Source organism: Pseudomonas phenolilytica (assembly GCF_021432765.1).
GTDB lineage: Bacteria > Pseudomonadota > Gammaproteobacteria > Pseudomonadales > Pseudomonadaceae > Stutzerimonas > Stutzerimonas phenolilytica.
Genome location: NZ_CP058908.1, coordinates 79,208 through 99,136, shown reverse-complemented (window position 1 = coordinate 99,136; position 19,929 = coordinate 79,208). Strand labels below are relative to the sequence as shown.

Annotated in this window: 25 protein-coding genes and 2 tRNA genes; 15 read left to right on the top strand and 12 right to left on the bottom strand. The window is 60.0% G+C overall.

Annotation, left to right across the window (positions count from 1 at the left end; all coding sequences use genetic code 11):
• Positions 1-7 precede the first annotated feature (7 nt).
• The 9 genes from tolR to nadA all read left to right on the top strand — a co-directional run bounded on the left by tolR (position 8) and on the right by nadA (position 7,058).
• Positions 8-460: a protein TolR gene (tolR, locus tag HU825_RS00590; RefSeq protein WP_054094985.1), complete on the top strand. Its 453-nt coding sequence runs from the start codon at positions 8-10 to the stop codon at positions 458-460.
• A complete protein-coding gene (gene tolA, locus HU825_RS00585) occupies positions 460-1,461 on the top strand; it encodes a cell envelope integrity protein TolA (protein WP_043297587.1) in 1,002 nt (333 codons plus the stop codon). Before tolR ends, tolA begins: the two co-directional genes overlap by 1 nt.
• Positions 1,458-2,759, top strand: coding sequence for a Tol-Pal system beta propeller repeat protein TolB (gene tolB, locus HU825_RS00580; protein ID WP_054094983.1), 1,302 nt, complete (start codon positions 1,458-1,460; stop codon positions 2,757-2,759). Before tolA ends, tolB begins: the two co-directional genes overlap by 4 nt.
• A 58-nt stretch (positions 2,760-2,817) precedes the next feature.
• Positions 2,818-3,321 carry a peptidoglycan-associated lipoprotein Pal gene (gene pal / locus HU825_RS00575; protein WP_008567647.1) on the top strand — a complete coding sequence of 168 codons (504 nt, stop codon included), beginning with the start codon at positions 2,818-2,820 and terminating at the stop codon, positions 3,319-3,321.
• A 6-nt stretch (positions 3,322-3,327) separates the two neighbouring features.
• Positions 3,328-4,146 carry a tol-pal system protein YbgF gene (gene ybgF / locus HU825_RS00570; protein ID WP_234302702.1) on the top strand — a complete coding sequence of 273 codons (819 nt, stop codon included), beginning with the start codon at positions 3,328-3,330 and terminating at the stop codon, positions 4,144-4,146.
• Positions 4,147-4,259: 113 nt separating this feature from the next.
• Positions 4,260-4,907: a 7-carboxy-7-deazaguanine synthase QueE gene (gene queE, locus HU825_RS00565; RefSeq protein ID WP_054094982.1), complete on the top strand. Its 648-nt coding sequence runs from the start codon at positions 4,260-4,262 to the stop codon at positions 4,905-4,907.
• 46 nt (positions 4,908-4,953) lie between these two features.
• Complete coding sequence (queC, locus tag HU825_RS00560; RefSeq protein ID WP_234302701.1) at positions 4,954-5,628, top strand: 7-cyano-7-deazaguanine synthase QueC; 675 nt, start codon at positions 4,954-4,956, stop codon at positions 5,626-5,628.
• Between the two features lie 58 nt (positions 5,629-5,686).
• Positions 5,687-5,762: transfer RNA gene (locus tag HU825_RS00555), tRNA-Lys, on the top strand.
• Positions 5,763-5,999: 237 nt separating this feature from the next.
• Positions 6,000-7,058, top strand: coding sequence for a quinolinate synthase NadA (gene nadA / locus HU825_RS00550; protein ID WP_234302700.1), 1,059 nt, complete (start codon positions 6,000-6,002; stop codon positions 7,056-7,058).
• A gap of 83 nt (positions 7,059-7,141) precedes the next feature.
• On the opposite strand, the gene HU825_RS00545 is transcribed toward nadA, so the two are convergent.
• On the bottom strand, positions 7,142-8,572 hold the full coding sequence (locus tag HU825_RS00545; RefSeq protein ID WP_054094979.1) for a M48 family metalloprotease: 1,431 nt from the start codon (positions 8,570-8,572) through the stop codon (positions 7,142-7,144).
• Positions 8,573-8,679: 107 nt separating this feature from the next.
• Here HU825_RS00545 and HU825_RS00540 point away from each other — a divergent pair, with 107 nt between their 5' ends.
• Positions 8,680-8,931: a sulfurtransferase TusA family protein gene (locus tag HU825_RS00540; RefSeq protein WP_043297597.1), complete on the top strand. Its 252-nt coding sequence runs from the start codon at positions 8,680-8,682 to the stop codon at positions 8,929-8,931.
• 48 nt (positions 8,932-8,979) lie between these two features.
• Here the strand turns inward: HU825_RS00540 and HU825_RS00535 are convergent, their stop codons facing one another.
• On the bottom strand, positions 8,980-9,453 hold the full coding sequence (locus HU825_RS00535; RefSeq protein WP_054094978.1) for a peroxiredoxin: 474 nt from the start codon (positions 9,451-9,453) through the stop codon (positions 8,980-8,982).
• 11 nt (positions 9,454-9,464) lie between these two features.
• Positions 9,465-10,025, bottom strand: coding sequence for a glycine cleavage system transcriptional repressor (locus tag HU825_RS00530; RefSeq protein WP_043297601.1), 561 nt, complete (start codon positions 10,023-10,025; stop codon positions 9,465-9,467).
• A gap of 222 nt (positions 10,026-10,247) precedes the next feature.
• Here HU825_RS00530 and dapA point away from each other — a divergent pair, with 222 nt between their 5' ends.
• The 4 genes from dapA (at position 10,248) to HU825_RS00510 (ending at position 13,400) form a co-directional block, all read left to right on the top strand.
• Entirely contained in the window at positions 10,248-11,126 is an 879-nt protein-coding gene (gene dapA / locus HU825_RS00525) for a 4-hydroxy-tetrahydrodipicolinate synthase (RefSeq protein WP_234302699.1), read from the top strand.
• Between the two features lie 17 nt (positions 11,127-11,143).
• Positions 11,144-12,241 (top strand): NlpB/DapX family lipoprotein, encoded by a 1,098-nt coding sequence (bamC, locus tag HU825_RS00520; RefSeq protein ID WP_043297604.1) that lies wholly within the window; start codon positions 11,144-11,146, stop codon positions 12,239-12,241.
• A gap of 91 nt (positions 12,242-12,332) precedes the next feature.
• A complete protein-coding gene (locus HU825_RS00515; protein WP_156715161.1) occupies positions 12,333-13,202 on the top strand; it encodes a phosphoribosylaminoimidazolesuccinocarboxamide synthase in 870 nt (289 codons plus the stop codon).
• A 108-nt stretch (positions 13,203-13,310) separates the two neighbouring features.
• Positions 13,311-13,400 (top strand) — tRNA-Ser (locus HU825_RS00510).
• A gap of 54 nt (positions 13,401-13,454) precedes the next feature.
• Here HU825_RS00510 and HU825_RS00505 read toward each other — a convergent pair.
• The 6 genes from HU825_RS00505 to HU825_RS00480 all read right to left on the bottom strand — a co-directional run bounded on the left by HU825_RS00505 (position 13,455) and on the right by HU825_RS00480 (position 17,017).
• A complete protein-coding gene (locus HU825_RS00505) occupies positions 13,455-14,468 on the bottom strand; it encodes a phage integrase (RefSeq protein WP_234302698.1) in 1,014 nt (337 codons plus the stop codon).
• Positions 14,468-15,748 (bottom strand): hypothetical protein, encoded by a 1,281-nt coding sequence (locus tag HU825_RS00500; protein ID WP_234302697.1) that lies wholly within the window; start codon positions 15,746-15,748, stop codon positions 14,468-14,470. The genes HU825_RS00505 and HU825_RS00500 overlap by 1 nt, the downstream gene beginning before the upstream one ends.
• A gap of 69 nt (positions 15,749-15,817) precedes the next feature.
• Positions 15,818-16,099 carry a hypothetical protein gene (locus HU825_RS00495; RefSeq protein ID WP_234303429.1) on the bottom strand — a complete coding sequence of 94 codons (282 nt, stop codon included), beginning with the start codon at positions 16,097-16,099 and terminating at the stop codon, positions 15,818-15,820.
• A gap of 108 nt (positions 16,100-16,207) precedes the next feature.
• Complete coding sequence (locus tag HU825_RS00490) at positions 16,208-16,594, bottom strand: hypothetical protein (protein WP_175415048.1); 387 nt, start codon at positions 16,592-16,594, stop codon at positions 16,208-16,210.
• On the bottom strand, positions 16,587-16,802 hold the full coding sequence (locus tag HU825_RS00485) for a hypothetical protein (RefSeq protein WP_165594146.1): 216 nt from the start codon (positions 16,800-16,802) through the stop codon (positions 16,587-16,589). Before HU825_RS00485 ends, HU825_RS00490 begins: the two co-directional genes overlap by 8 nt.
• Positions 16,799-17,017, bottom strand: a complete 219-nt coding sequence (locus tag HU825_RS00480) for a DNA-binding protein (protein WP_234302696.1) — start codon at positions 17,015-17,017, stop codon at positions 16,799-16,801. The genes HU825_RS00485 and HU825_RS00480 overlap by 4 nt, the downstream gene beginning before the upstream one ends.
• 152 nt (positions 17,018-17,169) lie before the next feature.
• Here HU825_RS00480 and HU825_RS00475 point away from each other — a divergent pair, with 152 nt between their 5' ends.
• Positions 17,170-17,406 (top strand): DNA-binding protein, encoded by a 237-nt coding sequence (locus tag HU825_RS00475; protein WP_081104932.1) that lies wholly within the window; start codon positions 17,170-17,172, stop codon positions 17,404-17,406.
• Between the two features lie 110 nt (positions 17,407-17,516).
• Here HU825_RS00475 and HU825_RS00470 read toward each other — a convergent pair whose 3' ends face one another.
• The 3 genes from HU825_RS00470 to HU825_RS00460 form a co-directional block, all read right to left on the bottom strand.
• The gene (locus HU825_RS00470) at positions 17,517-18,275 is read right to left on the bottom strand and encodes a TIR domain-containing protein (protein WP_234302695.1); all 759 of its coding nucleotides are present in this window, start codon (positions 18,273-18,275) and stop codon (positions 17,517-17,519) included.
• A gap of 40 nt (positions 18,276-18,315) precedes the next feature.
• Positions 18,316-19,032 carry a hypothetical protein gene (locus HU825_RS00465; RefSeq protein WP_234302694.1) on the bottom strand — a complete coding sequence of 239 codons (717 nt, stop codon included), beginning with the start codon at positions 19,030-19,032 and terminating at the stop codon, positions 18,316-18,318.
• A 347-nt stretch (positions 19,033-19,379) separates the two neighbouring features.
• Complete coding sequence (locus HU825_RS00460; RefSeq protein WP_234302693.1) at positions 19,380-19,928, bottom strand: cysteine hydrolase family protein; 549 nt, start codon at positions 19,926-19,928, stop codon at positions 19,380-19,382.
• Position 19,929: the final 1 nt, after the last annotated feature.

Sequence of the window (19,929 nt, the reverse complement as noted above, 5' to 3'; positions counted from 1 at the left end):
TCACGTAATGGCCAGAATTCGCAACAGACGCAAGCCCGTCGCCGAGATGAACGTGGTGCCCTACATCGACGTGATGCTGGTGCTGCTGGTGATCTTCATGGTGACCGCGCCCATGCTCAACCAGGGCGTGAAGGTCGATCTGCCCAAGGTCAGCAGCGAGGCGCTGCCGCAGGACAACAACGCCCAGGTGCTGACCATTTCGATCAAGGCCGACAAGACCTATTACTGGAATATGGGCAGCGAGGTGGACACCGATACCGTGCAGGATCGTGCGCTGACGCTTGACGAAATGACCAGGGCGGTCACGGCGATCATGAATCAGAACCGCAGCCAGGGTAAGCAGATCCAGGTATTCGTGCGCGGTGACAAGGCGGTCGATTACGGCTCGGTCATGGCCGCGATGGGTGGGCTGCAGGAAGCGGGCGTGGGCAACGTCGGCCTGATCACCGAGGCGCCCTGATGCAGCACGCTGAACGCTCTCCTGCGGAAAGCTACTTCTGGCCCGTCGTTCTGGCGGTAGGCCTGCATGTCATCATCTTCGGCCTGCTTTTCGTCAGCTTCGCCATGACGCCCGATTTGCCGCCATCCAAGCCCATCGTCCAGGCCACGCTGTATCAGCTGAAGTCGCAAAGCCAGGCAACGACCCAGACTAATCAAAAGATCGCTGGCGAAGCCAAGAAGACCGCTGCCAAGCAGTACGAGACCGAGCAGATGGAGCAGCGCAAGGTCGAGCAGCAGAAGCAGGCGGCGGCCAAGGCTGCGGAACAAAAGAAGGCCGAGCAGGCTCGAAAGGCCGAAGCGGAGAAAGCGGCTGCTGCCAAGAAGGCTGCCGAGGCGAAGAAGGCTGACGAAGCCAAGAAGGTCGAACAGCAGAAACAGGCCGATATCGCCAAGAAGAAGGCGGCCGAAGAGGCGAAGAAAAAAGCAGCTGAAGAGGCCAAGAAGAAGGCTGCCGAGGAAGCGAAGAAAAAGGCGGCGGCTGAGCAGGCGAAGAAGAAAGCGGCTGAAGACGCGAAGAAAAAGGCGGCGGCCGAAGCGGCGAAAAAGAAGGCTGCGGCAGAGGCTGCGCGTAAAGCGGCCGAGGAGAAGAAGGCGCAGGCATTGGCTGAGCTGCTATCGGACACGACTGAGCGCCAGCAGGCGTTGGCCGACAGTCAGGGTGATCAGGTGGCGGGCAACTTCGATGACCTGATTCGCCTGCGTGCTGCCGAAGGCTGGACGCGTCCGCCTTCGGCGCGTAACAACATGTCGGTGCAATTGCAGGTGAACATGTTGCCTGATGGCACCATTACCGGAGTCAGCGTGGCGAGGTCGAGCGGCGATGTGCCATTCGACAACTCCGCGGTCGCTGCAGTGAGGAATATTGGTCGGTTGACGGAGATGCAGGGGCTCAGCCCGCAGGATTTCCAACCCTACCGGTCGTTCAAAATGACGTTTACGCCAGAGGATCTAGCGTTGTGATCAACTCCCTTCGAGGTTTACTCGTCCTTCTCTGCTGCCTGCTGGGAACGGCGGTGGCGCAGGAGAAGAACATCGTCGTCACCAGCGGTACCGATCGCGCCATTCCGGTGGCAGTGGTTCCGTTCGGCTGGCAGGGTGGCACCGTGTTGCCCGAGGACATGGCCGATATCATCGGCAATGACTTGCGTAATTCCGGAATTTTCCAGCCGATCCCGCGGCAGAATATGATCAGCATGCCGACCCGCGGCAGCGAGATCATCTACCGTGACTGGAAGGCACTTGGCGCCCAGTATGTCGTGGTGGGTAATATCCAGCCGGCCGGTGGCCGTCTGCAGGTGCAGTTCGGTGTATTCAACGTGACCACCGAGCAGCAGGTCATGACCGGCAGTGTCGGTGGTTCTCCGGATCAGCTGCGCGACATGGCGCACTACGTCTCCGACCAGGCGTTCGAAAAGCTCACAGGCATCAAGGGCGCCTTTTCTACCCGTTTGTTGTACGTGACGGCGGAGCGTCTTGGTGGCGCAAACACCCGCTACACCCTGCAGCGCTCTGACTATGATGGCGCGCGCGCGGTGACGCTGCTGCAGTCGCGCGAACCGATCCTGTCGCCGCGCTACTCGCCTGACGGTCGGCGCATCGCCTATGTTTCGTTCGAGCAGAAGCGGCCGCGCATTTTCATCCAGCACATCGACACCGGTCGGCGCGAGCAAGTCACCGGTTTCGAAGGGTTGAACGGTGCCCCGGCATTCTCGCCGGACGGCAATCGCTTAGCATTTGTGCTGTCCAAAGACGGCAATCCGGAAATCTATGTGATGGATCTGGGTTCGCGGCAGCTGCAGCGGTTGACCAACCACTATTCGATCGACACCGAGCCGTTCTGGGGGGCTGATGGCCAGACCATCTATTTCACCTCCGACCGCGCTGGCAAGCCGCAGATCTACAAGCAGCGACTGGGCAGCGGTGCGGCTGAGCGGGTTACGTTCGTCGGTAACTACAACGCCAACCCGAAACTGTCGGCTGACGAAAAGACGCTGGTAATGATTCATCGGCAGGATGGTTACACCAACTTCAAAGTTGCCGCTCAGGACCTTCAGCGGGGCAGCCTGCGCCTGCTGTCGGAGACCACTCTGGACGAGTCGCCCACTGTTGCGCCTAATGGCACCATGCTAATCTACGCAACCCGCCAGCAGGGCCGGGGAGTCCTGATGCTCGTGTCCATCAATGGGCGAGTGAGGCTCCCGCTTCCTACTGCTCAAGGCGAAGTCCGAGAGCCATCCTGGTCCCCTTACCTGAACTGATGCGGTACCAACGCTTTTTTAACCAACAAACCAAAAACCACACCTGGGGTTGTTACAGATGGAAATGCTGAAATTCGGTAAGTTCACCGCGCTGGCTCTGGCCATGGCTGTCGCTGTTGGCTGTTCCTCCAAGGGCGGCGACGATTCCGGCGAAGGCTCGGGCGCTATCGATCCTAACGCTGGCTACGGTGCGGACGCTGGTTCCGTTGACGGCAGCATGAGCGAAGAAGCTGCTCTGCGCGCCATCACCACCTTCTACTTCGAATACGACAGCTCCGACCTCAAGCCGGAAGCCATGCGTGCCCTCGACGTACACGCCAAGGACCTGAAAGGCAACGGCGCTCGCGTCGTTCTGGAAGGCCACACCGACGAGCGCGGCACCCGTGAGTACAACATGGCTCTGGGCGAGCGTCGCTCCAAGGCCGTTCAGCGCTACCTGGTGCTGCAAGGTGTTTCCCCGGCTCAGCTGGAACTGGTTTCCTACGGCGAAGAGCGTCCGGTTGCCATGGGCAACGACGAGCAGTCCTGGGCTCAGAACCGCCGCGTCGAACTGCGTAAGTAATTTGTCATGCGCAAGTACCGCCACGCTCTGAGTTTCGCAGTATTCGGAATGCCGCTGATCGCGGTTGCCCAGGTGCCGGTAGTTGAGAGTGATTCGGGAGCCGCTTACGGCAACTCGGGTTATTCCACGGTCGCACCGGAGAGTGGTGGTGCCTATGTCGGGGGTGGAGCCGCTGCTCCAGCCTCGGCACAGGGCATGATCTTCCAGCAGCTGCAGCAGATGCAGGAAGAAATCGCGCAATTGCGCGGCATGCTCGAGGAGCAGCAGAACCAGATCCAGCGCCTGCAACAGGAAGGACTGGAACGTTACCAGGATCTCGATCGTCGCTTAGCCAGTGGTGCCGCTGGTAGTGCCGCGTCAGGTCAGAATTCCGTTGCCGATGCTGGTCAGAGCGCCAGCGGCGGCAGTGTTGCACCAAATGCCCCGGCGCCCTCGGGCGATTCGGCAGGCGATCCGGCGAAGGAGAAGCTGTACTACGACGCTGCCTTCGATCTGATCAAGGCCAAGGATTTCGACAAGGCCAGCCAGGCATTCGGTGCTTTTTTGCGCAAGTATCCGAACAGTCAGTATGCGGGCAATGCCCAGTACTGGTTGGGCGAGGTTAATCTTGCAAAAGGCGACCTGCAGGGAGCCGGGCAGGCTTTTGCCAAGGTCAGTCAGCTTTATCCGCAGCACAACAAAGTGCCTGATTCGCTGTACAAGCTCGCCGATGTCGAGTTGAGACTGGGCAACCGTGACAAGGCGCAGGGTATTCTGCGGCAGGTCATTGCTCAGTTTCCGAACAGCTCGGCGGCGCAGCTGGCGCAGCGACAGCTCAACCGCTGATTGCTCGATCAAACGAAACCCGCACACAAGGCGGGTTTTTTCGTTAGAATCGGCGCCCCCTTTACCTGCAACGGAGGCGGATGGCCTGTTTAGCCGTCACGCCCGTGGCTGATATGCACCAGACTCTGCGAATTACCGAGATTTTTTACTCGCTGCAGGGGGAGACGCGCACCAGTGGCCTACCCACGGTGTTCGTTCGCCTGACCGGCTGTCCCCTGCGCTGTCAGTACTGCGATACCGCGTACGCCTTCAACGGTGGTGAGCTGATGACGCTCGAGGCGATCCTCGAGGGTGTCGCCGCCTACTCGCCGCGTTATGTCTGCGTCACTGGCGGCGAACCGCTAGCTCAACCCAATTGTCTGCCGCTGCTGCAACGACTGTGCGATGCCGGTTACGGCGTGTCGCTGGAAACCAGCGGAGCGCTGGACATCGCCGGCGTGGACGAACGGGTGAGTCGCGTGCTCGACCTGAAGACACCGGGCTCCGCCGAAGTCGCGCGCAACCGCTACGAGAACATTGCGCTGCTTACCCCGAACGATCAGGTGAAGTTCGTTATCTGTTCGCGCGAAGACTATGACTGGGCGGTGTCGAAGCTGATCGAGTACCGGCTGGAGCGGCGTGCGGGCGAGGTGCTGTTCTCGCCCAGTCATGGGCAGGTCGATGTGCGTGCGTTGGCGGACTGGATCGTCAACGACAATCTGCCGGTGCGCCTGCAGCTACAGCTGCACAAGATCATCTGGAACGACGCGCCCGGACATTGAGTTCCGGCGCTGCTGCGGCCGACTATCAACCCTTTGAGGAATAGGCATGGGCGAGAAAAGAGCGGTCATCCTATTGTCGGGTGGCCTCGATTCGGCGACGGTCGTGGCAATCGCCCGCGACCAGGGCTATAGCTGTTACACGATGAGCTTCGACTATGGGCAGCGTCACCGCGCTGAGTTGCAGGCTGCCGAGCGAGTCGCGCGCCAGCTTGGCGTGGTCGAGCACAAGGTTATCGGGCTGAATCTCGATGGCATCGGCGGTTCGGCGCTCACCGATAACCGCATCGAGGTGCCCGAGCTCCCCGGCGAGGGTATTCCGGTTACCTACGTGCCGGCACGCAACACAGTTTTCCTTTCACTAGCGCTCGGCTGGGCGGAAGTGCTGGATGCCCATGACATCTTCATCGGGGTCAATGCGATCGATTACTCGGGTTATCCGGACTGCCGGCCAGAGTTCGTCGAGGCATTCGAGCGGCTGGCCAATCTCGCGACCAAGGCTGGCGTCGAGGGCCGCGGGTTCCGTATCCGGGCGCCATTGCTGCAGTTGAGCAAGGCGCAAATCGTGCAGGAAGGAGCGCGCCTGGGCGTGGACTATGCGATGACTGTGTCCTGCTATCAGGCAGATGATGATGGGCGCGCCTGCGGCAAATGTGACAGCTGTCGTTTGCGGGCAGCCGGATTTGCTGCAGCCGGAATCGCCGATCCGACGCGTTATCGGTGAAGAAAAAATAAAAAAGTCGTTGATTTCATCAATCAAATCAGTATCATGCGCCCGCATCGGGTCGTTAGCTCAGTTGGTAGAGCAGTTGGCTTTTAACCAATTGGTCGTAGGTTCGAATCCTACACGACCCACCAGATTCTCTCTTAAGAGAGCCATGAAGCCGGAGACCGCTAGGGTCGCCGGCTTTTTTGTTTCTGCGTGACTCGATTAGCGCTTTTGCGGTGATTGGGTGGCCGAAGCGCATGACGGGGCGCGCGGCTGCTGCGCCAGCATCTGCTCGCTTAAGTGCTTTAATGGCGCCAACTGCCGAATCCGTTCGATGCCCGGGTATACTCGGCGCTTCACGCAAATGTGCACGCAGGACCCGCAACATGACGCAAATACCCGAACGCATTCTTGTGCAGGCTCATCTCGCGGCCAAGCAGCCCAAGCCGCTGTCGCCCGAGCAGGAGGCGCAACTACGCAGCGAGATCGCCGCCGAGCTGAAGAAGCAGAACGCGGTCCTGGTTGCGCACTACTACACCGACCCGGTTATCCAGGCGTTGGCCGAGGAGACTGGCGGCTGTGTTTCCGACTCGCTGGAAATGGCGCGCTTCGGCAACGAGCATCCGGCGCAGACAGTGGTGGTCGCCGGTGTCAAATTCATGGGGGAGACGGCGAAGATTCTCAATCCCGAGAAGCGCGTGCTGATGCCGACGCTGGATGCCACCTGTTCGCTCGACCTTGGTTGTCCGGTCGAGGAGTTCGCGGCCTTCTGCGATCAGCACCCGGAGCGTACCGTGGTGGTTTATGCCAATACTTCAGCCGCGGTCAAGGCGCGTGCCGACTGGGTGGTCACCTCCAGCTGCGCGCTGGAGATCGTCGAAAGCCTGATGGATAACGGCGAGAAGATTATCTGGGCGCCGGACAAGCATCTGGGAAGCTACGTGCAGCGTGAAACCGGTGCGGACATGCTGCTGTGGGATGGCGCCTGTATCGTTCACGAGGAGTTCAAGGCGCGGCAGCTAGCAGACATGAAGGCGCTATATCCGGATGCGGCGATTCTCGTGCATCCCGAGTCGCCAGAAGCGGTAATCGAGCTGGCTGATGCCGTAGGCTCGACCAGTCAGCTGATCAAGGCGGCACAGACGCTGCCGAACACATCGTTTATCGTCGCGACCGACCGTGGCATCTTCTACAAGATGCAGCAGCTGTGTCCTGGCAAGACCTTCATCGAGGCGCCTACTGCCGGCCAGGGCGCGACCTGCCGCAGCTGCGCGCACTGTCCGTGGATGGCGATGAATACCCTTGAGCGCACGCTTGATTGCCTACGCCAAGGCAGTAACGAGATTCGCGTGGATCCGGCGCTGATACCGCGAGCGGTCAGGCCGCTTAAACGCATGCTCGACTTCACCCAGGCGGCGCGCCTGCGCCAGGCTGGCAACGCCTAAGCGACTGTTGCGAAGAGGGTGCCAAGGGGGAGTTGGAGGAGAGGCGAATTCGTCCAGTCGGCGAGCTCGCCCCGGTACGGCGATCAGCGCAGCATGTCCTCGACCATGCGTTTTTCTTCCATCAGCCTTTGCTGGCGGGCATCGATTCGAGAGGCGAGCTGGAAGTTGCTGGAGCGCCGCTTGGCGAAATCCAGCTGCTCGATAGCCTGGTCGTAATCGCCAACCAGCGCGAAATACTCGGCACGGGCTTCGTGAACGCCAACGATGTTGCCCGTCAGCCCGCGAATCTCGGCGACCTGATACCAGATGTCCGGGTCGGCGCTGCGTTGTGCAGCCAACTGATCGAGTTCCTTGGCTGCCTGGGTGGTCTGTCCCTGCTTGATCAGCAGATCGATGCGTGCCTGGCGCAACGGGTAGCTGCCCGGGTACTGGCGCAACATGCGCTGCAGGTATTGCTCCGCCTGAGGCAGACGGTTGGCGGTGATCTCCAGTTCGATCTGGGCGAGGTTGTAGATCAATTCGTCCGGTGCCTTGTTCAGCAACGGCGCGAGGGTGCTGCGCGCTTCATCCAGTTGCCCGCCCTTGATCTGTGCCAGCGCCAGGCCATAGCGCGCGGCGTCGAGGTCGGCATTCTCGTTGAGCTGTGCGCGGAAGCGTTTGGCGCCGAGGCCGGGCGTGGTTTCGAAACGCAGCTGTGTGCGCGCGCGGATCAGCTGGTAACGCAGGCTGTCCTCGATGCCGCCGTTGGCGAGCTGCTCGGCGCGGTTGGTGGTGTCGGCGATGCGCGATTCGGTAACCGGGTGCGTCAGCAGAAATTCCGGCGGTTTCTGGTCGTAGCGATACTGACGCATCAGGCGGGCGAACATTTGTGGCATGGCGCGTGGATCGTAGCCGGCCTTCTCAAGGTTGAGAATGCCGATGCGGTCTGCTTCCTGCTCGTTCTGCCGTGAAAAGCGGCGCTGTGCCTGGATCGCCGCAGCCTGGGTCGAGACGATCGCGGCGATGCCGGCATCGCCGGCTCCGGCCGCGGCAGCCACCACACCGGCAAGCATGGCAGCCATCATCGGTATTTGCATGCGTTGCTGCGCTTCCAGGCCGCGAGCGAAGTGTCGCTGCGACAGGTGCGCCAGTTCGTGTGCCATCACCGAGGCGTACTCGGCCTCCGTCTGTGCATGAATGAACAGGCCGCCGTTGACACCAATGATTCCACCCGGTGCGGCGAAAGCGTTGAGGTGCGGGCTCTCGAGCAGAACGAACTCGAGGCGGCGATCCTGCAGCTGGCTGGTTTCCGCCAGGCGGTAGACGCTGCTTTCCACATAATCCTTGAGCAACGGATCGGATAGCTGCCGGACCTGTCCGCGCAGCAGGCTGAGCCAGGCGCGGCCCAGGAGATACTCCTGCTCGGGTGAAACGATGCTCGAGCTGGCATCGCCCAGCGACGGCAGATCGCTGGCGGGTAGCGGGGAGGCGAGCAGGCAGGCGAGCGTCAGCAGGGTCGGGCGCAGCAGATTCATCCAGGCGGGCTCATCGTAGTGGAGTGCTACTGTAGCCTTGTGTTCGGGCGGCTGGCCAGAGGGCGTCCGTGCTCGGTATTCTGCGTTCCTTTTGCGGAGGCTGGACCATGACCGAGGCGAACGAACCGACTCTTGCTTTCGACGCCGAGCTGGATGCGGTAGGGCTCGCCTGTCCGATGCCGTTGCTCAAGGCCAAGCTGGAGCTCAACGGCCTGCCCAGTGGTGCGGTGCTGAAGGTGATCGCCAGCGATCCGGGCTCGCAACGGGACTTTCGCAGTTTCGCCAGGCTGGCCGGGCACGCATTGCTACACGAGGAGGAACAGGACGGTCTTTATCGCTACTGGCTGAGGAAGGCCTGAGGGACGAGTGATCAACGTTGTGAGGGGCGAAAAATCGCCCCGTTCGGTTCAGGCGTCGTTCAGCGCCTGGGCAGCCTGCAAGACCGCCTCGGCATGTCCCGGAACCTTGACGCCGCGCCATTGCTGGCGCAGCACGCCGTTGCGGTCGATCAGAAAGGTGCTGCGATCGATGCCCAGATATTCCTTGCCGTAGAGCTTCTTCAGCTTGATCACTTCGAACAGTTGGCAGAGTTGCTCGTCCTGATCGCTGATCAGCTCGAAGGGGAAGCCCTGCTTGTTTTTAAAGTTCTCGTGAGTCTTCAGGCTGTCGCGCGAGACGCCGAACACCCGCGTATTGACCGCGCGGAAGGCCTCATAGCGGTCTCGGAAATCCTGTCCTTCGGTGGTGCAGCCCGGCGTGTTGTCCTTGGGGTAGAAGTACAGCACGACCTGTTCGCCCTTCAGCGCGGCAAGATCGACCTGCAAGCCGCCAGTGGCTTGTGCCTGGAAGGTCGCGACGGGTTGGTCGAGTTCGATTGCCATATCGGAATTCCTTACGGGTTTTGCGGGCGCCACGGCTCGATCAGCGCATCGAGATTCAGCGCATCGGCGAAGTCGAGAAACTGATCCCGCAGCCAGCTGATCTGGGTGCCGGCGGGAAGGGTAACGGTCAGTGTCGCATTGAGCATGGTGCCGCCGGTCTGCGGTGCCTCGTAGGTATCGCAGGTCAGGTTTTCCAGCTCAACGCGGTGATCGATAAAGAACTGGCACAGTTCGTTGAGGATATCCGGTCGGTACACGGCGCTGACATAGGCGACGTACGGCAGCGCCTGCGGGCGGCTTTCCAGGGCCTCGCTACGCACTACGCTGGCGGTAAAGCCGTGCTTCTTGGCCAGGCTGGGCAGGGCGGTTTCCATGCGCGCAAGGGCGTCCCAGCTGCCGGTGATCTCCAGCACCAGCGCGCTGCAGGCGCCGTGGCGAGTCAGCCGCGTGCTGACGACGGCGCAACGGTTCTCGTTGCTGGCCCGGCAGAGCACATTGGTCAGCTCCATGGGACTTGCGCCCAGGGCGCTGATGACGAGGAACTGTTCGCGGGGTACTGGAGGGGTGGACATGCAACATTCCTGGCGGTGATGAATCGGGTCGGCTAGCCAAGCCGAAAACGGCTAAGAGTAGCGAAAAGCGCTGCGTGTGGGAATGTGTCGTACCGTCGGTGGGCGTGGAAACGTGGGCTGGCGAGTGCATCCGGTCATTGCGTTCGGACTACGCGGTGTGCTCGCAAAGCGCAATGGAGCCTTGTACCATTACGCCTCTCTTTTTCCGGCAGGAGCGGTTGCATGATTGCGGGCAGTATGGTGGCGCTGGTCACCCCCATGGACGCACAGGGTGGTCTGGATTGGGATAGCCTGAGCAAACTCGTCGACTTCCATTTGCAGGAAGGTACGAATGCAATCGTTGCCGTCGGAACGACCGGTGAATCGGCGACCCTCAGCGTGGCTGAGCATATCGAGGTAATACGTCGCGTCGTTGACCAGGTTGCCGGCCGTATTCCTGTCATCGCCGGCACTGGCGCCAACTCCACCAGCGAGGCCGTCGAGCTGACGGAAAACGCCCGTGCCGCCGGTGCCGATGCCTGCTTGCTGGTCACACCGTATTACAACAAGCCGACCCAGGAAGGCCTGTACCAGCATTTCAAGCACATCGCCGAAGCAGTAGCGATTCCGCAGATTCTCTACAACGTGCCGGGCCGCACCGTGTGCGACATGCTGCCGGAGACGGTCGAGCGTTTGTCCAAGGTGGCGAACATCATCGGCATCAAGGAAGCGACCGGCGATCTCAAGCGCGGCCAGGAAGTACTGGATCGGGTCGGCAAGGATTTTCTGGTGTATTCCGGCGACGATCCTACCGCCGTCGAGCTGATGCTGCTCGGTGGCAAGGGCAACATCTCGGTGACCGCCAACGTGGCACCTCGTGCTATGAGCGATCTCTGTGCCGCGGCGATGGCCGGCGATGCGGTGACGGCCCGCGCCATCAACGAGCGCCTGATGCCTCTGCACCGTGCGTTGTTCCTTGAGTCGAATCCGATTCCGGTGAAGTGGGCGCTGCATGAAATGGGTCTGATGGGCAATGGCATTCGCCTGCCACTGACCTGGCTGAGTGCGTGCTACCAGGAACCGCTACGCCAGGCAATGCGCCATACCGGCGTGCTGGCTTGAACAACAAAGGAATACGCATGAAGCGACTGGCCGGACTCTCGACCCTAGCCCTGATCATCTCTGCTACCAGCGGCTGCGGCTGGCTGTGGGGCGAAGACGGATATTTCCGCGATCGCGGCAGCGATTATCTTTCAGCGCGCCAGGTCGCGCCGATGCAGGTGCCGGTAGAAGGCCAGATCCGCCCGCTCGATCCGCTGCTGCCGATCCCGAGCCAGGTCGCTGACTCCACGCATACCGGCGAATACGAAGTACCGCGTCCGCAGCGTCTGCAGGTGGCGGCACAGGTCAGCGATTTCAGCATCCAGAGCTCCGAGGACGCCCGCTGGCTGGTCGCCCAGCGTGCGCCAGCCCAGGTGTGGGCGGCGACGCGGCAGTTTTTCGTCCAAAACGGCTTCGACATCGCCGACGAGCGTCCGCAGACCGGCGAATTCAGCACCGCTTGGCAACGTGGCGATCAGCTCGATCCAGCCGTCGCGCGCAATCTCGGCCTGCAGGACGATGAAGCGCGGGTGCGCGTGCGTGTCGAGCCCGGCGTGCAGCGCAATACCAGCGAAGTCTACCTGCTCAGCGTGAAGCGCCCACTCGGCAGCAGCGAGGAGATTGCCTGGCCGCAGACCGCCAGCAACCCGGAGCTTGATCGCGTGCTGCTGGACGAACTGCATGCCAAGCTGGCCAGCAGCGCCGAGCAGGGCGGCTCCGTGTCGTTGCTCGCCGAACGCGACTTCGACGCGCCCAGCCGTGTCACGCTTAGCGACGACGGTGCAGGCATTCCGGTGCTGCAGCTGGAGACCGACTTCGACCGCGCCTGGTCAAGTGTCGGTCGTGCGCTGCAGGCTGGCGACGTGCGGGTCGATGACCTGGATCGCAGCCTGGGCGTTTATTACGTCAACCTCGCCGAAGGCGCGAAGGACCCACAGGAAAAGCCGGGCTTCTTCGGACGGTTGTTCGGCGGAGAAGACAAGGAAGAGATCGAGGCGCGTGCCGAGCGTTATCAGCTGCGTTTGACTCGCGCAGGCGACAAGGTGCTGGTGACACTGGACAAGGGTATCGACGCCGTGGCTCCAGCCGATGTGGCGCGCCGCGTACTGTCGCTGATCAAGGACAACCTGGGCTAAAGGAAGCCGGCAGCCCTGTACCGATCCCAATAGGCGAAACTTCGGTTTCGCCTGTTTTGTTTTGACGACCTGCCAACAGCGGAATCTCCCTATGACCACTCCCTCCACCCTGAGCCTGAAGAAGATCTATTCGGGCAAGGTCCGTGATCTCTACGCGATCGATGACAAGCGCATGCTCATGGTCGCCACCGATCGTCTCTCGGCATTCGACGTGATTCTCGCCGAGCCGATTCCCGAAAAGGGCAAGATTCTCACGGCTATTTCCAACTTCTGGTTCGACAAGCTAAAAGACTTGGTGCCCAATCATTTCACCGGCGATCGCGCCGAGGATGTGGTTCCGCCCGCTGAGCTGCCGTTGGTGGAGGGCCGCGCGGTCGTGGCCAAGCGCCTGAAGCCGGTTGCGGTGGAAGCCATTGTTCGCGGCTATATCGCCGGCTCCGGCTGGAAGGAGTATCAGAAGAGCGGCACCGTCTGCGGTATCCCGCTGCCGACAGGACTCAAGGAGGCGGCCAAACTGCCGCAGCCGATCTTCACGCCTTCGACCAAGGCGGCCGTGGGCGATCATGACGAAAACATCTCCTTCGCCCAATGCGAAGCCATTATCGGCGCAGAGCTGGCCGCAAAGGTGCGTGACGTTTCCATCGCGCTCTACAGCGCCGCCGTTGAGTATGCAGCCACCCGCGGCATCATCATCGCGGACACCAAGTTCGAGTTCGGCCTCGACGAAAACGGCACACTGACGCTGATGGACGAGGTACTGACGCCTGACTCCAGTCGCTTCTGGCCAGCCGACAGTTACGCTGAAGGTAGCAATCCGCCGAGCTTCGACAAGCAGTTCGTTCGCGACTGGTTGGAGTCCACCGGCTGGAACAAGGAGCCGCCGGCGCCGGCGCTGCCTGCTGAGGTCGCACGCAAGACCGCGGACAAATACCGCGAGGCCCTGACCCGCCTTACCGCCTGAACGCGTGGCGAATCGGGGTGGCGAATGCGCAAGATGCTGAAAAGTTGAAAAAAATGTCTCCAGCCGGGGTTCGCCAACGGGAACCGAGCTGCTATCATGCGCGCCGCTGGAGAGATGCCGGAGTGGCCGAACGGGACGGATTCGAAATCCGTTGTACCCTCGCGGGTACCTAGGGTTCAAATCCCTATCTCTCCGCCATTACATATAGCCTAAGCCCCTGAAATTCCTAGAGTTTCGGGGGCTTTTGCTTTTCTAGCCCGGCCAACTGTCGAAGAACTGTCGAAAGTCGCGTACAGGCCCAAAGGCTACCGCGTCTCGCAGATGGTCTGGCGCAAGATGGGCATAGCGCATCGTCATTGCCAGCGACGCATGACCCAGGATCTTCTGCAGGGTCAGGATGTTCCCGCCATTCATGACGAAGCGACTGGCGAAGGTGTGCCGCAGCACATGCGACGATTGCCCAGCGGGCAGGGTGATACCTGATGCCGTCAGGGTCTTGTCGAAGCTGTTCAGGCAGTTCGAGAACTGGCCGTGTCGCTTGAAGTGCTCGGAGATCCGCTGTTCCAGGATGGGATCAATCGGAATCGACCGGACCCGCTTACCCTTCGTGTTCACGAACGTCACCAGACCCGACCGCACCCGTTCAGGCGCCAACGCTTGAGCCTCACCCCATCTCGCACCCGTCGCAAGGCAGATCGCAGCCACCATGGCAACGTGAGGCGTCTTGCAGCGCGTGTGGATGGTCTGAAAGAGCAGGGCGACTTCGGCATCCGTCAGGTAGGCCAGTTCCTTTTCCTGCAGGCGTAGCGGGCGTACCTGGGCCAGCGGGTTCGGGTAATCGATCTCGCCGAGCTGCCGCAGCACGTTGTAAACCGAGCGCAGGTAGCCAAGGCGATTGTTCAGCGTCTTCGGGTTGGCCCGATTGGCGAGGAGGGCGGCGCGGTACTCGGCGTACTGGTTGCCGTTGATTCGACGCGCTATCGGGTTGCCAAGCTGTCTGGCCATTTCATCGAGCAGGCGCCGGCGTGCTTCGCTGTCTGCCAGGGTGTGGCCGTGCAACACGAACCAGCGATCGACGAGATCCAGCAGGCGGCGAGCGTCCTTCGGCTTGGGTGACCAGTCCGGTGCGTCTATCACCTTCGCCCGACACGTCGCCTCGAACCGCTGGGCTTCGCCCTTGGTCTTGAACGTCTTGCGGAAGCGCTTACCCTTGATCGGCTCTACATCGACTTTCCAGCGGCCATCGTCCGTTTGCTGGATCGCCATCAGATAGCGCGCCCCCACCTCACATGGCGTTCCTGCAGCAGATCCTTGATGTGCTTGTACAGATCCCGCTCGCTCATATCCTTGGCGGCGTAGTGATCGCGGATGACCGGCCAGCAATCCCATTGCTTCAAGGTCTCGAATGCTTTCTTAGCGCCCACTCGCTCCCTTGCCAGCAGGCTTACGAAGTTTCCCAGGAACAGTTCCACGTTCTTGCCGGAGAAGCCCCGGCTCGTCTTGTAGTACCGCTTGTACTCCGTCTCATCGACCAGGGAGTCCACCGGCAGATCAACCCGTGCGTCTTCACGCAGCAGCGTCCAGATGGGTTCGAAGTAGCCGGGCCGGGCGAGCAGCTTGAATTGACTCATGCCGTAGCGCCACAGGCCTTCCAGATGGGCCGAGAAGGCAGCGAACGAGTCCGTATCGATGGTCTGGCCAGTCTTCACGTCAGTCGATCCGCTGGCGAACTGCTGGATGACCGAATGGTGATAACGCAACTCGACGCGCCACACGTCCTGGGTCGGATCGTAGTTCTCAGGGTCTTTGGCATCGAACGAATCCCGGCGGCGCCAGACGCTTTCCCAGTAGTCCAGCTTGTCATGGGCGCGGGCTTGCAGGGTCTTGTTGTAGATCCCGAGCTGTACGCCACCGGCAGAACCAAACAGGAAGGACTGGCCCTTGCCGTAGGTCGCCGCTTCCATGGTCCACTGGATTTCCTTGATGCCCGAGATATCGCGGTTGGCACGTGCACGACAGTGCATGCGGGCCGTCAGGTCAGCGGGAGGCGTCCAGCCTTGCAGATCCAGCGCTAGGTGCACGGCACACTGGTTGCGCTCCCGGTGGGTCATCACGGCGGCAGCGTAGTAATCCATGCGTTCCTGGAGCCGTTCCGGGGACAGCGCGTCGATGGCGTGCGGTGACACTTCAATTTTCAGGTGTGGCCCGATCTGTTCGAGCTTCGCGTTGAAGTTCTTGATCAGCAGCACGAAGCCCAGGTCGGCGTTCTGCAGCTTGTACTGGTAGCCCGAGTCCCGGCCCACACGCCCGGCGTGCCAGATCTCCCCGGCAAACTCGACCATCGCGCCCGGCTTCTCGAACAGCGCCATGATTTCGGGGCGAATCAGCCCGCGGTACAGCTGGCGGACCGTATCCACGCCGCAACGCAGCAACCGGACCTTGGACAGATCCACGAATGCTGCCGTGCCCGGATCGACGAACAGGCGCCCGTTGCGATCTTCACGGGCAAGCATGTCTAGGCGGAGAAAATCTTTTGGCTTGGACATTTGGTTTTACTTCCTAATGCTGACTAATGCGGTAGTTCATCTGGGTTTATCTGACGTGCTACAGGGACGTCAGCGCGGGGGCGCGCGCACGCCGGCACAGGCGACGCGCTCGCTACGCTCGGCGTAGAACTGTGCTGCCGTGCGCGCGCTCATTAGCTGCCATGCAGTAACGGCGTCGATGAAGAACTCGATTGGGTCTTCCAGGCAGGGTTGTTCCTGGATGAATGGCGGGAGGTATGGACGGTCGGGCGGCGGCGTGCCGGCCAAGGCGATGCAGAGCACGAGGCTGGCCAGCCCGAGAAGCAGGTGCGGGAGGCAGAGATAGGCGCGGCGCGCGAGGACGAATAACACCAAGGGCGCTGCCCTTGTCATCCCGCTCTTGCCGCCGAGGGCTCGGGAGCGCGGGGTGGTAAAGCTACCCCACACTCCCCGCGATAGGCTGTTCATGGGCGTGCAGGGTCAAGGGTGCGCTGCGCCCGTGCTTCCGTTCGACGGGACGGTGAAGCTGTCCCGACGAGCCGGGAGCGCGGCCCCTGACCTCCCGGCATTAGGGAGGGCGACGCGGCCCAGTACGTTGCCGGAACCGTGCCGGTCGCGGTACCGCATCGCCCTGATGGTAAGAATGTCCACGAAGGGGATTTCGCTCGGCGTGCGCCCGTCGTCGACGAAGCTCACCGCCATGAAATAGGGGTAATCCCAAACGCCTTCCTTCGCCAGCACGACGCCGACGATGTGCACGCAGCACCAGTAAGGCGGCTCGTCTTCGTCCATATGCAGCTCTAGGAGAACGGACTGGCCGATGTAAGCCTTCGCGGTTTCGGCATCCAGGGTGACGGGCTTACGCATGGCTGTAGTCTCCTTCCTTGAACTCCTTTTTGCCTTTCTTCAGGTCGGCCCGCAGGCGCGCGAGGTTGACCATGCGGAAGTCAGCGAGGCGCATGGTCGGGATGGTGCCGGTGGCGGCCCAGTCGGCAACCTCTTCGACGGATACGCCGCTCATCTCGGCGAAGGTCTTGAGGCTGCACAGGTCGAGGCTGTCGTCTGCCTTGCTCATAGCGTCCACTCCTGTTCCAGAAGCTGCTGGGTCAGCAGGGCGACATTGACCATGGTGCGTTTGCCGACCCTTTTGGACGGCAGGTAGCCACGTTCCACCCAGCTGCGCACCACGACAGGTTCGTCGCCCATGCCGATCCACTCGGCGAACTTCGGCCACGGCATCAGGGGCGGGGCGCCGTGCAGCTTTTGCGGGTCAAAACCTTCCGTATCCATCCGCTTTACTCCACTATGTTCGGCTTTGATAACCAACCAATCATTGGGTAACAACTACCCATGGAGCGATTGTTACCCATCTTGCAAGATGGAGCAATAGCTACTCAGGAAAATTTTTCTGCATGCACAGCGCATCCGATAGAGCACGCGCGTTGCTCAAGCTGATTGGCCCCAAGCGGGCAAGCGAACAAGGTGGTGATTACGAGCGCTGGCGGAACGTCAGCAAGGGTGCGGTGCGCGTAAGCGCGGACGAGATAGACGTACTGGTGAAGATCTACCCCCAGTACGCCCTATGGCTGGCCAGCGGGCAGATTGCTCCGGAGATCGGACAGACCAGCCCGGCCTATGACGAGGCCAACCGAAACTTGAGCCAACCCAGCGCGGGATAGCAATCACACGGAAAGTAGCTAGGCGATGGTATGCCCGAGCGCAGGAAGCTCAGTTCAATTAGCAGAAATATTTAATCGAGGGCGATCGATAAGAGGAACTTCCTTCTTACCTAGCCCTCATTCGAGACCTTTTCTTTAAACTCTTTGAAGTTGTGCCCGGGCGTAATCTCCCAGTTCATGGCTTGCATCCCCACTGATGTCCCAATGGAAAATCCTTTCGGATTAACTTGTATATACCCCAAGCGTTCCACTTCCATCTTGAAATTTCGAAATGCTGAGTCCGCTTCTCCAGGTATGAGAATCTCAACGGTTTCTCCCTCAAATATTTTGTTGAAACCGGGATTCCATGCGCTGATTTGCGCAGCCCAATCCCGAAGGAGCCGCTGAATCCGATTACTTTCTGTAATCGTATGGTAACGCTCTACATCATAATCAAGTGCTCGCTCAGGTTTTTGACAACCAATAGCTTGACTGATTTGCCCATACAAATGTTCGAGGTGGACCTTGTCAGTGAGGTTTAATGCCTGAAAATGGGAGAGTGGAATGGGAAGCTGGCCTTTGTCGAGCCCTGAGTGACACACTGAAATAGTTGGAATGTTTCGAATCCATCCGGCGCCGAACTCCGTATATATCCATGGCCTATTCAAAGCTAGTGGAGACAAAAGCCCGATGAAGATTTTTGCTTCGGAAAGATTCTGTTTTATTTCCTGCATCCACTCTCTGCCGCCTTGAAGACTGTCCAGATTGGATGAAACAAAAAGCTTACACAAGCCAAGAAAAGATTTCTCTATATCATTTTTAAACTGGGCGGCAATCTCTGCATCCGCCGCCGCGTGGCTTACGAATATTATTGAGCCTTCATTTGCCATTCGTGCCTCCTCAATATGTCGTGCTGTTTATTCTGGGGAACTACCATCGTTGCCGCCACCAACGCAGATTTTCGAGTTCTGCTTCGAGGTTTTTCTCTCGGCCCTGACTGTCATTTATTGACAAAATAGTTGCCATGCTCATAGTGCTGGCAGAAGTATCGCCGGATTCACGACGCTCAAGAATGTGTTTGAAAATAGTTTGCTGAACCCCATCTGGAAACGCTGACAAAGTTTCTACCAGCAGCGGGTTGATCGTGTTTAGTACGGCCTGGCCATAGTCAAGGGCCTCTTCCCTAGACGGGATTGTACCCTTATGTATTACGCTGTTCCGAAACCTTACCTTGTTCTGATTCAATAGTTCAGGGGGTTTTAAGAATTGTTCTGTATAAGAAAAAATAAACGCCCCTAGTTGGCGTTCGGATTGTGCGGATATTAGCTTCCATGATGAATCAAATACTTTGTCGCCCATCTTGTTTTGGAAGGCTTTTGCCAGAAGAAAGAATTCGTAAAACCGCTCAAGCGACGCCGTAAACGAGGCTACCGACTCTCTGTAGTAACCATCAATCAAGGCGTAGGCACCAATCTCGAATAGGATTTCGAATTTTTGTTGCTGTAGTACCGTTATTGTTTTATGCCCTTGAGGGCAAAGAAACTCGTAACGTCCATCGTCACGCAACTCAACATAGCTCGGATAAGGCGGAGAGGCGACCTCGCCCTGCCCAAACAAACATTCATTACAGATGAAAGGAAGGCGCAAGTTTTGCTCCTGAAAGATCGAGGTACTAGATCGAACGACTCGAAGAGTAGCTCGTGCGCCTATCTTGAGACAATGACATTGTAAGCGTCGAAAAACTGTCGAAATCACTGCGGACCAACGCGGTACAATGCGGGCGAAACGGGGCGACAGGCCCAGTAATGCCGGGCTTTGCAGGACAACGCAGAGCAAAAAGTGGGGTTCAAATCCCTATCTCTCCGCCATTATATCGATGCACGAAACCCCTGATTTCTTTGAGGAATCAGGGGTTTCGTGTTTTTGCGTGCTCGATTTACAGCGACGGGATGCGAAGGTCGTCGCGTTCGGGGACGGTCTTTTCCTCGGTCATCTCAAACGAACAGGTATTCGTCGGTCGAGCGGATGGTTGCGTAGGCGAAGCCGAGCGCTGCCATCATCGCGGCGTGGACCTGTGCGGCCGGTACCGTTACGCCACCGAATTCCAGATCGAGCGTCGCGCAGGCGTCGTGCAGCACGGTGACCGTGTAGCCCAAGTCCGCCGCGGCGCGTACCGCTGCATCGACGCACATGTGGCTCATGGCACCGACGACGACCAGTTCCCGTACGTTCTGCTCATCGAGCAGGCGCTGCAGCGGTGTTTCGCGGAAGGCGTTGACGTGGTTCTTGATGACGACCGGCTCACCTTCGCGCGGCGCGACCTCGGACTGGATCAGCACGCCATCGGTGCCGGGCGTGAATGCCGGTTTTTCGCCGTGGGCAAATTCGTGGCGGACGTGGATGACTGCGATGCCCTTGGCACGGGCATCGTCGATAACCCGCGCGGCGTTGGCAACGGCGGCCTCGATGCCCGTCAGAGGCAGCTTGCCCGCCGGGGTGTATTCGTTCTGCAGGTCGATGACGATGACGGCTCGTTTGCTCATG